Source organism: Glutamicibacter arilaitensis, from assembly GCF_044793945.1.
Taxonomy (GTDB): Bacteria; Actinomycetota; Actinomycetes; order Actinomycetales; family Micrococcaceae; genus Glutamicibacter; species Glutamicibacter arilaitensis_B.
This window is the reverse complement of record NZ_CP084994.1, coordinates 2,811,591-2,825,181: the sequence shown is the minus strand read 5'-3', so window position 1 is coordinate 2,825,181 and position 13,591 is coordinate 2,811,591. Positions and strand designations below refer to the sequence as shown.

At 59.7% G+C, this 13,591-nt stretch carries 11 protein-coding genes; 9 read left to right on the top strand and 2 right to left on the bottom strand.

Annotated features, from left to right (window positions below; all coding sequences use genetic code 11):
• Positions 1-9 precede the first annotated feature (9 nt).
• The 6 genes from LG294_RS13315 to proC all read left to right on the top strand — a co-directional run bounded on the left by LG294_RS13315 (position 10) and on the right by proC (position 7,974).
• Entirely contained in the window at positions 10-1,599 is a 1,590-nt protein-coding gene (locus LG294_RS13315) for a methyltransferase (RefSeq protein WP_404286459.1), read from the top strand.
• Between the two features lie 23 nt (positions 1,600-1,622).
• Entirely contained in the window at positions 1,623-2,273 is a 651-nt protein-coding gene (locus LG294_RS13310) for an ArsR/SmtB family transcription factor (RefSeq protein WP_404286457.1), read from the top strand.
• 140 nt (positions 2,274-2,413) lie between these two features.
• Positions 2,414-5,197 carry a type I DNA topoisomerase gene (topA, locus tag LG294_RS13305; RefSeq protein ID WP_404286455.1) on the top strand — a complete coding sequence of 928 codons (2,784 nt, stop codon included), beginning with the start codon at positions 2,414-2,416 and terminating at the stop codon, positions 5,195-5,197.
• Positions 5,198-5,225: 28 nt separating this feature from the next.
• The gene (locus LG294_RS13300; protein WP_404286453.1) at positions 5,226-6,245 is read left to right on the top strand and encodes a Ppx/GppA family phosphatase; all 1,020 of its coding nucleotides are present in this window, start codon (positions 5,226-5,228) and stop codon (positions 6,243-6,245) included.
• Between the two features lie 54 nt (positions 6,246-6,299).
• On the top strand, positions 6,300-7,127 hold the full coding sequence (locus LG294_RS13295; RefSeq protein WP_404286451.1) for a sugar phosphate isomerase/epimerase family protein: 828 nt from the start codon (positions 6,300-6,302) through the stop codon (positions 7,125-7,127).
• A 4-nt stretch (positions 7,128-7,131) separates the two neighbouring features.
• On the top strand, positions 7,132-7,974 hold the full coding sequence (proC, locus tag LG294_RS13290; protein WP_404286449.1) for a pyrroline-5-carboxylate reductase: 843 nt from the start codon (positions 7,132-7,134) through the stop codon (positions 7,972-7,974).
• 73 nt (positions 7,975-8,047) lie between these two features.
• On the opposite strand, the gene LG294_RS13285 is transcribed toward proC, so the two are convergent.
• On the bottom strand, positions 8,048-8,704 hold the full coding sequence (locus tag LG294_RS13285) for a potassium channel family protein (RefSeq protein WP_404291764.1): 657 nt from the start codon (positions 8,702-8,704) through the stop codon (positions 8,048-8,050).
• 7 nt (positions 8,705-8,711) lie between these two features.
• The gene (locus LG294_RS13280) at positions 8,712-10,145 is read right to left on the bottom strand and encodes a TrkH family potassium uptake protein (RefSeq protein ID WP_404286447.1); all 1,434 of its coding nucleotides are present in this window, start codon (positions 10,143-10,145) and stop codon (positions 8,712-8,714) included.
• A gap of 242 nt (positions 10,146-10,387) precedes the next feature.
• Between LG294_RS13280 and LG294_RS13275 the strand changes: the two genes are divergently transcribed.
• The 3 genes from LG294_RS13275 (at position 10,388) to gdhA (ending at position 13,573) form a co-directional block, all read left to right on the top strand.
• Entirely contained in the window at positions 10,388-11,503 is a 1,116-nt protein-coding gene (locus tag LG294_RS13275) for an acetoin utilization protein AcuC (protein ID WP_404291762.1), read from the top strand.
• 88 nt (positions 11,504-11,591) lie between these two features.
• Positions 11,592-12,035 carry an ArsR/SmtB family transcription factor gene (locus LG294_RS13270; protein WP_404286445.1) on the top strand — a complete coding sequence of 148 codons (444 nt, stop codon included), beginning with the start codon at positions 11,592-11,594 and terminating at the stop codon, positions 12,033-12,035.
• Positions 12,036-12,229: 194 nt separating this feature from the next.
• The gene (gene gdhA, locus LG294_RS13265) at positions 12,230-13,573 is read left to right on the top strand and encodes an NADP-specific glutamate dehydrogenase (RefSeq protein ID WP_404286443.1); all 1,344 of its coding nucleotides are present in this window, start codon (positions 12,230-12,232) and stop codon (positions 13,571-13,573) included.
• The last annotated feature ends 18 nt before the right edge of the window (positions 13,574-13,591 follow it).

Genomic DNA, 13,591 nt, shown 5'->3' with positions numbered 1-13,591 from the left:
CTTAGACCTGTGAATGCCGCTGAATTTTCTGCCATTGAAGATGCCCCAAGTAGTTACGACCTCGCGTTGGTGGACAAGCTCCATACCGACTTGAACGCCATGAAGTTTGGCTTTGATGCCGTCACCGAACTTTTAGGTGATGACGCGGTGGCTGCTTATGGCCGGGATCAGGTCTATCCGGCGCTTCGCGTCCTGAGCAAGCAGTCCGAGAACGGCCCCTTGGCATGCGCCATTCGACTGTTCCAGTTAGGGCAGACCGAATCGATAGCGGTGATCGCCGCGGCATTCCCCGCAGTGCGTGCAGAAGGACTACTCAAACTCGGGTTGATTGAGCCTTGGGCATCCGGGTACCGGGCCAAGGTGGCGTTAGCCGTTCATGCCTCGGATGCCGATGGCGAAATGTGGGTGGCCCATGATCTGGGTTCACACCAGCGCCCTGGAGTGTTGCGCACGGACCATGTTTTAGGCATCGGCCATGCTTCGAGGACTCTCGCGCAGGTCACCATCCGGAAGAACGTTGAGCAGGCCCTTGATCTGGGTACCGGGTGTGGAGTTCAGCTATTCCATCTGCTCTCGCATTCCAAGCACGTGACCGCCACCGATCTTTCAGACCGTGCGCTGGCCTTTACGCGTTTTAACCTGGTGCTCAACCACCGAGTTTTGAAGCTGGACCCGCAATTGCTCGGTGAGCGCGTCACGCTATTGCAAGGCAGCCTGTTCGAGCCAGTGGCCGGTCAAAAATTCGATTTGATTGCCAGCAATCCGCCATTTGTGATTACCCCGCGCAACAAGTCAGAGCGCGAACAAGACCGGTTCACCTACCGTGATGGTGGTATGGCTGGCGATTCCCTAGTGAGCACGCTGATTGCTCAGGCTCCTGATCATCTAAATCCCGGAGCGCACATGCAAATGCTCTCAAATTGGGAGATTCCTCGCCTAGACGATGAATCAAATGAATCTTGGGAGCGGAGGGTCTCAGATTGGTTCGCCGATGACTTGGATGTCTGGGTGATCGAGCGCGAACAGACCACTCCGAGCGTTTACGCTGAAACCTGGTTGCGCGATGCTTCGCAAAGCGAGGACAGCGCCGCTTACGCGGCCGCCTACGATGCCTACCTGGACGATTTTGAGTCTCGTCAGGTCGGTGCTGTCGGTTTTGGAATGGTGTATTTCCGCCAGCCCGCGGGACAGGAAGTGACCTTCCGCCGCTTCGAGCAGATACCTCACCAGATGGAACAGCCGCTGGCTCCTGCCTTAGAGCGCGACATCCTGATGGCCGATGCATTGCGCGAAGCGGGAAATGAGTGGAAACAGTGGCACCTGCTGGTCGCAGAGGACGTTACTGAAGAACGGCATCAGCGACCCGGTGCCGAACATCCGGGAGTGATCCTCTTGCGCCAGGGTGCCGGGGTCCGCCGAACCGAGATTTTGGACTCGGCGCAGGCCGGTTTCTTGTCGGCTTGTGACGGTGAATTGTCGGTTGCCCAGCTTGTTGTAGCCCTTGATTCACTGATCGGTGAGGGGGATGGGACGTTCACCGAACGGTTGTATGAAGCAATTGCTCGTCTTCTGAAGCACGGAATGCTTCGTAAAATGTGAAACAAAGGCTAAACTTTTTCGTTATGACACGGAACACAGTCGAGGAAGATAGCGCGCAACGCGCCAACGCGGAAGAACATCCGCCACAAGTTGTCTCGATCACCGACCCTCAGGCGATCCGGGCACTGGCCCATGACGCTCGGCTGATCGTACTTGACGAGCTGTTCGCATCGCAAACTACGCGCACCGCGACGGAGCTGGCATCGATGTGCTCATTGACGCCCAGCGCCATGAGCTACCACCTGCGCGCCCTGGAGAAGTACGGGTATGTGGCGCGTGCTGCCAGCGAGGGAGACGCTCGCGAACGCCGGTGGCGCGCCGCCGGTGAACGGCTGGAGCTCAACACCCAGATCGACTCGATCAATGCGAAAACCGCCTACCTTAACGTGCAATTGAACGCGTTCCGCACACGGCTGAACGCAGAAGTGGAGCGACGCGAGGCTGAAGCCAAGTCCGGAATCAAGCCTGCTGCCGACCGCCCTCCCTTGCTGACCAGTGGTTTAGTGTTTCTCCCCGAAGTGAAACAAAAGGAGTTCAATAGGCGCCTTTTGGACCTCGTTTACGAATATGAGGCAATGGCCACGGCCGAGGAACGCAACATCGACTCAAAGCGTATGTTCTACTTAATCTCACTACTACCCGAGTACCAGCACCCGGGTGAAGGTGCGAGCTAGAGAAAAGTTGTGCAGTTCTTCGGTGTAAGATCATCGGGAATTGCGACTGTTTCTGGTCGCAAGGATTGGTGCTGCGATTGCTGCCCGAGTGCTTCCCCGCAGGGGGAGCGTTCGGAACCGCGTTGTATAGAAGGAGAGCTGTGCCCGCAAAGGCCAAGGAAAAGACCGGTAAGAAACTCGTCATCGTGGAGTCTCCTGCCAAGGTAAAGTCGATCGCCAAATATCTGGGCGAGGGCTTCGACGTGGACGCCTCGGTGGGCCACATCCGCGATCTTCCCCAGCCCTCAGAGCTTCCCACCGAGCTCAAAAAGACCTCCGTGGGCAAATTTGCGGTCGACCTGGACAACGACTTCGAACCTTATTACATGGTGTATCCGGATAAGAAGAAGCGCGTTTCCGAGCTGAAGGCCAAGCTCAAAGATGCCGACGAACTCTATCTCGCAACAGATGCGGACCGCGAAGGTGAAGCCATCGCATGGCATCTGCTCCAGGTGCTCAAGCCCAAGGTGCCGGTACGCCGTCTGGCCTTCACCGAAATCACCAAGGAAGGCATTGAGCGCGCACTGGGCTCGATGCGCGAGCTGGATACCGATCTGGTCGATGCGCAGGAAACCCGCCGCGTCCTGGATCGCCTTTACGGTTACGAGATTTCCCCTGTCCTGTGGCGCAAGATTGCCCGCGGTCTGTCCGCCGGACGTGTCCAATCGGTCGCAACTCGACTGGTCGTTGAGCGCGAACGCGAGCGCATGGCGTTCATCTCCGCCGGGTACTGGGACGTCAAGGGAAGCTTCGCCACTACCGGCGGAGAAAACTTCGCCGCCAAGCTCTCTTCGGTGGACGGGAAGCGCGTCGCCTCGGGCCGCGACTATGACGACCGTGGCCAGCTGAAGACCACCCGCAACCCGGTCGCGGAGCTGAACCAAGAAGGCGCCGAATCGTTGGTCGCCAACTTGGCCAACAGCGACTTCGCCGTCACCTCGGTGGAAGATAAGCCGTACACTCGTCGTCCGGCAGCTCCCTTCACCACCTCCACCTTGCAGCAGGAGGCCAGCCGCAAGCTGCGCTGGAGCTCTAAGCTGACCATGCAGATCGCGCAGCGACTGTACGAAAACGGTTACATCACCTACATGCGTACCGACTCGGTATTCCTGTCCAACGAAGCCGTCCGTGCCGCTCGCGCCCAGGCCACCGAACTCTATGGCGCGGATTCGATTCCCAAGAGCCCTCGCGTGTACAAGGGCAAATCTGACTCCGCACAGGAAGCCCACGAGGCAGTCCGTCCGGCCGGTGACATGTTCCGCCGTCCCAAGGATGTCCGTTCCCAGCTTTCAAAAGATGAATTCGCGCTGTACGAGCTGATCTGGAAGCGCACCGTCGCCTCGCAGATGGCAGATGCCAAGGGCTTCACCGCCACCATCAAGCTCGCGGGCACCGCAAGCGATCAGCGCGTGGCTGAATTCTCCGCCTCCGGCACCGTCATTACCTTCCGTGGTTTCCTCTCGGCCTACGAAGAGGGCAAGGACTCCGAGAGCGATGCGGCAGACAAGCCGGACAACGCCGAGGCGCGCCTTCCACAGCTCACCGTAGGACAGGGGCTGACCGGCGACGAACTGACCGCTTTAGGCCACGAAACCTCCCCTCCGGCTCGCTATACCGAAGCCTCCATCGTGGCCGAGCTGGAAAAGCGTGAGATTGGCCGCCCGTCGACCTACGCGCCAACCATCTCCACCATTATGGATCGCGGCTACGTGACCAAGCGCGGCGGCGCCCTGGTGCCAAGCTGGATCGCATTCTCGGTAATCCGGCTGCTCGAAGAGCACTTTGCCAAGTACGTGGACTACGACTTCACCGCACGCCTGGAAGACGACCTGGATGAAATCGCGCAGGGCAATCGTGCGCGCACCGACTGGTTGAATATGTTCTACTACGGCGGCAAGGGCGAAACCAGCCCGGAGGGTCTGAAGCACGTGGTGGACAACCTCGGCGACATCGACGCCCGGGCGATTAACTCCATCAGAATCACCGACGACATCACCTTGCGGGTGGGCAAGTTCGGTCCATACCTGGAACGCGCCATCCCGGAAGGCGCCGAGGAAGGCACCGATCCGCAGCGCGCGAATGTGCCCGAAGAGCTGGCTCCGGACGAACTGACCGCGGAGAAGGCGGAGGAGCTGTTCGCTACCGCTCAGGTCTCCGAACGCGAACTGGGCGTCGAAGAGGCAACCGGCCGCCAGATCGTGGCCAAGGATGGCCGCTACGGTGCCTATGTCACCGAGATCATTCCGGAGCTCACCGAAGAGGATATCGCCGCGCAGCCGGTGGAATACTACAAGAACGGCAAGCCCAAGCCGCCTAAGAAACCAGTAAAGGTCAAGCCGCGCACCGCGTCGTTGTTCAAGAACATGACCGTTGAAACCGTCACCTTGGACGAAGCTCTTCAGCTGATGAGCCTGCCACGCGTGCTCGGCGCCGATGCCGAGGGCGAAGAGATCACCGTGCAGAACGGCCGCTTCGGTCCGTACCTGAAGAAGGGCAGCGATTCGCGTTCCATCGAAAGCGAAGAGCAGATCTTCACCATCACCCTCGAAGAGGCGCTGGCGATCTACGCGCAGCCCAAGCAACGCGGCCGCCGCGCCGCGGTGCCGCCACTGGCAGAGTTCGGTGTGGATCCGACCAGCGAGAAGAACATTGTGGTCAAGGACGGTCGCTTCGGTCCGTACATTACCGACGGCGTCACCAACATCACCGTGCCGCGCACATCCTCCTTGGAGGAGCTGACTCGTGAGCAGGCCATTGAGCTGCTGGCGGATAAGCGCGCCCGTGGCCCGGTGAAGCGTACCGCCGCGAAGAAGGCTCCTGCGAAGAAGCCAGCGGCGAAAAAGGCTCCGGCTAAGAAAACCACCGCCAAGAAGAGCGAGAAGTAGACTTCGTCGCTGAGTTGAGGAGCGCACCATGAGACTTGGCGTGTTGGACATTGGTTCGAATACCGTCCACCTATTATTGGTGGACGCCTACCCAGGGGCCCGACCGGTTTCTTATGCATCGCATAAGCGACCGCTGTCGCTGGTGCGCTACCTCAACGAGTACGGGGCCATCACCGAAGAGGGGCAGCTAGAGCTGATCGCCTTCATCAAGGAGGCGGCCGAGTTCGCCAAGAGCCATCAGGTCGAAGACTTCATGGGCTTTTGCACCTCTGCCATTCGGGAATCCTCCAATGGCGCTGCGGTGCTGGAACGGGTGACCCGTGAGACCGGTGTGAGCCTCATGGAGCTTTCCGGCGAAGAAGAAGCCGGGATGACCTTCTACTCGGTGCGCCGATGGTTCGGTTGGTCATCGGAGTCGATCCTCAACCTGGATATGGGCGGTGGTTCGCTCGAGCTTGCGGTGGGCACCGACGAATTCCCGCAGGTCGCCTTCTCTGTGCCACTGGGCGCCGGAAGGCTGACCCGCGAATGGCTGCCCAACGATTTGCCTTCGATCAGGGAAGTCAGGGAGCTGCGCAACTATGTGCGCGATGTGCTGACCGACCCGACCACGGAACTGCGCCAGTACGGTAAACCCACGCTCGCCACGGCCACCTCGAAAACCTTCCGATCCCTGTCGCGGATCACCGGTTCCGCGCCCAGCGGGGAGGGCCCGTACGTTAAACGCGTGCTGCAGCGGGACTCGCTGAAACTCTGGACCAACCGGCTGACCGCGATGAGCTGGGCCGAACGCGCCGAGCTGCCAGGCGTCTCGGAAATCCGAGCCCCGCAATTGCTCGCTGGTGCGATCGTGGCACATGAAGCGATGAGCGCACTAAAACTTAAAAGTGTCCGTATCTGCCCATGGGCGTTACGCGAAGGTCTCATGCTGCGACGTTTTGATCACGTGATGTTTGACTCTTCGACACCGCTCAGTAGTAGCGTGGGGGTAGGCGAGGTTGCCTTGGGCTCGTTGAAGACTCTTAGTCTCGGCGAACCTACGGCCTAACGCTTCACAGGAAAAGGCACCGCTATGAAGCGGTGCGACGAGGAGGGGTCGGATATGGAAGACCAACAGCGTGTACCTCGGGTACCGGTGACACTATCCAGTGCCTCGGTATATCCGCTGACCGTACATGACGCCTTCGCGATAGCCAAGGACGTGGGCTACGACGGGCTAGAAGTGCTGGTGACCGGCAACCAGGCCAGCCAGTCCGCCACCGCGCTGATGTCCCTGATGGACAAATACCAATTGCCTATTATGGCCATTCACGCGCCGACCTTGCTGCTGACCCAGCAGGTCTGGGGTTCGGCGTGGGCGAAGATCGAGCGGTCGGTGATCCTGGCCAAAGCGGTAGGCGCCAGCGTGGTTGTCGCGCACCCGCCATTTCGCTGGCAGGGGACCTATGCCGAGGGATTCGTCGACGGCGTACGACGGCTGACCGACTCCACCGGGATGAAAATTGCGGTTGAAAACATGTACCCGTGGCGTAGCCGCGGACGTGAATCATCCAAGATGTACCTCCCGCATTGGAACCCGGTCCCCGAAGACTACCGCCATGTCACCTGGGATTTCTCCCATGCGGCCATTGCGACTATGAACTCGCGCCAAGCGATTGAGGACCTCGGGGACAGGTTGACTCACGTGCACCTGTGTGATGGGTTGGATAACGGTAAAGATGAACATTTGGTGCCCGGATTGGGCACGCAGCCTGTTGTTGAATCGCTGAATTTCTTGCGGGACTCCCAGTGGGACGGCGTGGTCGCGGTGGAAGTATCCACTCGCAAGGCCAAACAGGCAGGGCAAAAAGAAGAATGGCTGGCCCAGACGCTCGAATTTGCGCGCCAGCATCTGTCAATTAATCAAGACTCCGAACGGGTGACAAAGTAACTGTATGAGCGAAGCTACGAATAATCTGCGACTCGCGTTTTTGGGTACCGGCTCCATGAACGGCGCGATTCTGCGCGGTATTCTGGGTGCCGGACATGACCCGAAGAAAATTACCGCAACCCTGCGCAGCGATAGCCGCGCCGGGGAACTGCGCGAATTGGGTATCAACGTGCTGATCGGCGCCGAAGACAGCGAAGCGAATACGAAAGCCGCCGCCGACGCGGACATTGTTTTCCTCGGGGTGAAGCCGGTAGGTATTACCGAGCTTTGCGATGAGATTTCCGACGCTTTGGCACCGCAGACCGTAGTGGTCTCGGTGGCCGCTGCGATCACCTTAGCTACCATGCAAGCGCATCTGCGCGGTGGCCAGCCGGTGGTCCGTTCCATGCCAAACACGCCGCTGATGGTTGGCTCCGGGGTTGTCGGCTTAAGCTCAGGGGAAGCGGTGAGCGATCAGCAGATCAACCTCGTCGCCGAGCTCTTCGCCGGATCCGGAGATGTCCACATCATCGACGAGTCGCAGCAAAATGCGCTATCGGCGATCTCGGGTTCCGGCCCGGCCTACGGTTTCTACCTGGCCGAAGCGATGACAAACGCAGGCATCGCCATGGGACTGGATGAAAAGCTCGCAATGGATCTGGCGCGAGCCACCATAGCCGGAGCTGGCAAGATGCTCTCTGACCCAGAAGCGAACCCGGCGGATATGCGCCGCGCGGTAACGAGTCCCAAGGGCACCACCGAGCAAGCGATTCTGACCTTCGATGCGCAGGGCATCCCAGCGATTATCGAAGCCGGCGCAAAGGCCGCCGCCGCGCGTGCCGCGCAGCTAAGCGCAGAACTGGGCTAGTCCAGCGATTAAAGCATCATGGCGCCGGCACCCCGCGTAGGGGACCGGCGCCATGGTCGTATTTGCGTCCTGTTTAGGGGCGGGCCGCGAAGCGCTCAAGCAGGTCCACATGCCCGGATACGATCAGCACGTCACGCCGGGTGACTATCGTGTCCGGCACCGCGTAGGTGAAGTCCTCACCCGGAGATTTCACCCCGACGATGGTGATTCCATATTTGGAGCGCACCTGCGATTCAGCCAGCGTGAAGCCTTGGGTTTCCTTCGGCGGGTACATCTTCACAATGGCGAAGCTGTCGTCGAACTCGATGAAGTCCAGCATCCGCCCCCCGACCAGGTGCGCCGCGCGGACCCCGGCATCGGCTTCCGGATAGATCACGTGGTTCGCGCCGATGCGGGTGAGGATCTTGCCGTGGGAGGGCGTAATCGCCTTCACCCAGAGGTGCTCGATGCCCAGATCCACCAGGTTCACCGTGATCAGCACGGAGGACTCGATCGAGGTGCCGACGCCGACCACCGCGGAGCTGAACTCCTGGGCTCCAAGCTGGCGCAGCGCATCGATATTCGTGGCGTCTGCCGCCACCACGTGGGTCAGCGTGCTGGCCCACTGCTGGACCAATTCCGGGCTGCGTTCGATGGCGAGCACCTCGCGGCCCTGCTTGACCAGGGTCTCCGCGACCGAGGCGCCGAAGCGTCCCAGCCCTACGACGAGCACCGGTGCGTTGTGCTCCATACTTTTCTCAGCCAATGATCGGCCTTTCTTCGGGGAGGCTATACAGCGTATCGCGATGCCGCATGGTCAGGGCGCTGGCTAGGGTGATACTTCCGATACGTCCGGCGAACATGAGGGCGCTCAGCACGTATTTGCCTGCCGGCGGCATCTCAGCGGAGACTCCCATGCTCAGTCCTACGGTACCGAACGCGGAGATCGATTCGAACAAGGCGCGGGAGAATCCGACGTCCTGGTCGATGGTCAGCAGGAGGCCGGTGGCCACCATGACCAAGGTGGCGCCCAGAGCGACCACCGACACGGCCACGCGCATGGTTCCCTCCGGGATGCGCCGGCCAAAGGCCTTCGCGTCGCGTTCACCGCGTACCTCGGCCATGATGGCCAAGAACATCACGGCGATGGTTGTCACCTTGATGCCGCCTGCGGTGGAGGCCGAACCGCCACCGGCGAACATCAGGGCGTCGGTGATGAGCACCGAAACCTGGCCGATGTCGTTTTGGTCTACGAGGTTGAATCCGCCCGAACGGGTCATGATCGAGGCAAACAGGCCATGCACGAGCTTGTCCCCGGGATCCATGGCGCCAATGGTGCGTGGATTGTTCCATTCGACCAGGAGCCAAAGCAGGGTGCCGGAGACCAGCAGGATCAGGGTCACCATGAGGGTGAGCTTGGTGTGCAGGTTCCATTTCTTCACGTTGAACCGGTGGACGAGCAGCACCATGATGACGGGGAAGCCCAAAGAGCCCAGGAACACACCCAGCATCAGCGGCCCGAGGATCCACATATCCGTTCCGTAGGGCACCAGGCCATCGGAGTGCGGGGTGAAGCCGGCGTTGTTGAAGGAGGAGACTGCATAGAACACCCCGTGCCAGATCGCCGAGGGGAGGGTCTCGCCGAGCACCGCGAAGCGCGGAACCAGCAGCAGCGCGATCAGCGCCTGCAGGCTGATTGCCGTGAGGATCACGATGCGCAGCAGCGAGCCGACCTCGCCGAGGGCGGAAGCCCCGGTGGCGTTCATGGAATTCTGCGCCATCAGCTTGCCGCGCACACCAAGTTTTCGGGATACCGCCAGAGTCAGGATCGAGGCAAGGGTCAGGATTCCCAACCCGCCCATGAATGTACCAATCAACATGATCAGCTGCCCGGCAAAGGACCAGTGGACCGCGGTGGAGACCGTGGTCAGACCCGTGACACAAACCGCAGAGACGGCGGTGAACATGGCGTCGTGCAAAGCGGTGGGTTCCCCGGTAGCCGAGGAGAACGGTGCCGCCAGCAGAGAAGTAAAAATAGCGATGGCTATGAGGAAGACGCCTAGGGCCAAGCGGGCGGGGGATCGGACGGTGAAATCCGCGATCCGCACGCGCAGCGCCAACCACTGTTTGCGCCGCTTTTCGCGTATTTCAGCAACCCGCGCCTTGTCGCTCGGTTCGCTCTGGGTGCTCATCGCCTTAATTCGCCATTTCGTCGGGTCGGAGGGTTCTCCTTGTAATTTACGCGTTCGCAACCCATTGCGCTCGTCTAAGGCCCGCGAAACACGTGCAAATTGTCCCGGACGAGCATAAATGGGTAACAAGGATCACAATCGGGTAGCCTACAAAGGTGTTAGAACCTCGACATGCGCCTCAACCCACCCTGGTGCTCTGGGATGAGCAGTACTTGAAGTATAAGTTCAGCGACTACCATCCGATGCACCCCGCCCGTCTTGAGCTGACCCATCGGCTCAGCAAGCAGCTTGAAGTTTATGACTCTCCCACGGTGCGGATCTCCGCTCCCGAGATCGCGAGCGACGCCGTGCTGCGGACCGTCCATGACCAGGCTTATCTGGATCAGGTGAAGCAGGTCAGCGCAGACCCCACCCAGATTGCGGTCGACTTCGGACTGGGAACTGAAGATGACCCGGTCTTTGCCGGGATGTACGAGGCGGCCGCGCGAATCGTGGGTGGATCGGTGATCGCCGCCGAGGCGATCATGGATGAATCAACAGTGCGCGCGGTGAACTTCGCCGGCGGGATGCACCATGCAAAGCGCAACAAGGCCAGCGGCTTTTGCATCTTCAACGATGCCGCCGCTGCCATCCACCGGATGCTGGAGCGCGGTGCCAAGCGTGTTTGCTATATCGATGTTGATGCCCACCACGGAGACGGCACCGAATCGATCTTCTGGGATGATGACCGGGTCTTGACGATTTCCATCCATGAATCGGGGCTTTCGCTCTTTCCCGGCACCGGGTTCGCCAACGAAATTGGTGGCCCGCAAGCCGAAGGCAGCGCAGTGAATATCGCATTGCCTGCCATGACGGGGGACGCGGCTTGGATGCGCGCCTTCCACGCGGTGGTTCCACAACTGGTGCGAGCCTTCAAACCGGAGATTATCGTCTCCCAGCACGGCTGCGATGCCCATCGCGATGACGACATGACAAATCTGAAGTTATCGGTGGATGCCCAGCGTCAGGTGGCGCTGGACATCTCCCAACTGGCAGACGAGGTCTGCCAGGGGCGTTGGCTGGCTACCGGTGGCGGCGGTTATAACGTCACCGGCGTTGTCCCACGCATGTGGACTCACCTGACGGCGATCGCGGCAGGTAAACCCATTGCGCTGCGTACTTACGTTCCCGAGGGTTTCCGGCGCCATGTGCTGGAAACCTATGGCAGAGCGGTGCCCTACCTGATGGGGGATGACGCCCAGTTGTGGTGGCGGAACTGGGAAGTCGGGTATGACCCGGCAGATCCTGTGGACCGTACGATCATCGCCACGCGTAAGGAAATTTTCCCGCTGTATGGCCTGGACCCCTGGTTTGACTAAGGTTTTCGGTTTTCTGTGATCAATGTCGACCCCATGCAGGAGCAAAAAATTCGCTCCTGGATGGTCATATGCCGATAGGGTAATGTCTGTGGCTATTGACGAAGTATTCTCTGCATTGGCAGAACCAACCCGACGCAAGATCATCGAGGCGCTGAAGGCTGAGCCGATGGCGGTCGGTGCATTGGTGGTTCAACTGGAGATCTCTCAACCGACCGTATCCAAGCATCTGAAAGTTCTGCGTGAAGCGGATCTGGTGCACATGACAGCCCAAGGGCAACGCCGCATTTACAGTGTGCAGTGCGAAGCCATCGACACCTTGGTGTCCTGGTGCGTAGAGTTTTTGCCGGCCGAAGAACCGGCGGCTGAGCTCGTTTCGGTGGACCTCGACCTGATTCAAGATCCACAGGATGCCAACGCCCTTCCTGCGGCAGCTCATCAGCTCGGACGCAGTGTAGGGCGGGGGCTTGAACAAGTCACGGGACGAGCGCAAGAAATATTGGAGCGATTCCCACGTTTCGGCCGCCGACGTTAGCTATCTGACCTGATAAAAGCCAAACAAGAACTATGCGACCGGTGATATTTACGTTACGCAACTGGGCGCACTTTGTAACAAAGAATTTTCACTGAGAATGTCAGACATGGCATTCTCATGCGTGGGGCAGAGTTGCCGGACCGGTGGTCTTTTGCGCGCCCCGGTGGCCTGCCCCAAGTGATGAGGAGAGAAACTTGGACAAGCAACTAGCGACTATTCGCGACGAAGTCTTCCGCCGTAACCCCGGTGAGGCAGAATTCCATCAGGCAGTGACCGAAGTCTTTGAGAGCCTCGAAGCTGTGTCAATTAAGCACCCTGAATACGCAGAAGCGGCAATTCTTCAGCGCCTGTGCGAGCCAGAACGCCAGATCATTTTCCGCGTACCTTGGGTGGATGACCAGGGCCGTGTGCAGATTAACCGCGGCTTCCGTGTTGAGTTCAACTCCGCGCTGGGCCCATACAAGGGTGGACTGCGTTTCCATCCTTCGGTATATCTGGGCATCGTCAAGTTCCTTGGCTTCGAACAGATCTTCAAAAACTCTCTTACCGGTATGCCAATTGGTGGCGGCAAGGGCGGGTCGGACTTCGACCCACGCGGTAAGTCCGACGGCGAAGTAATGCGCTTCTGCCAGTCGTTCATGACCGAGCTTTACCGTCATATCGGTGAGTACACCGACGTTCCCGCCGGTGATATTGGTGTGGGTGGCCGTGAGATCGGCTACCTGTTCGGCCAGTACAAGCGGATCACCAACCGCTACGAATCCGGTGTGCTGACCGGCAAGGGTCTGAGCTGGGGCGGCTCATTGGTACGCCCCGAAGCTACCGGCTACGGCGCGGTGATCTTTACCGACGAGATGCTCAAGACTCGCGGTATGAGCTTCGACGGGCAGCGCGTGGTCGTTTCGGGCTCCGGCAATGTGGCGTTGCACGCCATCGAGAAGGCCCAGGATTTGGGCGCGAAGGTGATTACCGCCTCGGATTCCAGTGGATTCATTGTCGACGAAAATGGTATCGATCTGGATCTGTTGCGGCAGATCAAAGAGGTCGAACGTGGTCGCATCAGCGAATACGCCGAGCGTCGTGGGAGCAAGAAGGTTTCCTACGTGGCCGATGGAAACGTCTGGGACGTCCCGGGCGCTGTGGCCCTGCCATGCGCCACGCAGAATGAACTTGGTGCAGCATCGGCCAAGAAGATGGTTGCCGCGGGAACCATCGCCGTGGCCGAAGGCGCAAATATGCCGACGACCGCCGAAGCTACCTCGGTATTCCAGGATGCAGGCATCCTGTTTGGCCCGGGTAAGGCTGCAAACGCCGGTGGCGTAGCAACTTCTGCGCTGGAAATGCAGCAGAATGCTAGCCGCGACTCGTGGACCTTTGAGCACACCGAGCTTCGCCTGACTGAAATTATGGTCGGTATTCACGAGCGCTGCGCAACCACTGCTGACGAATACGGCATGCCAGGCAACTACGTTGCCGGCGCCAATATTGCTGGTTTCGTCAAGGTTGCGGACGCAATGCTAGCCCAAGGATTGATCTAGTCCTTCGACTTGCTAGTG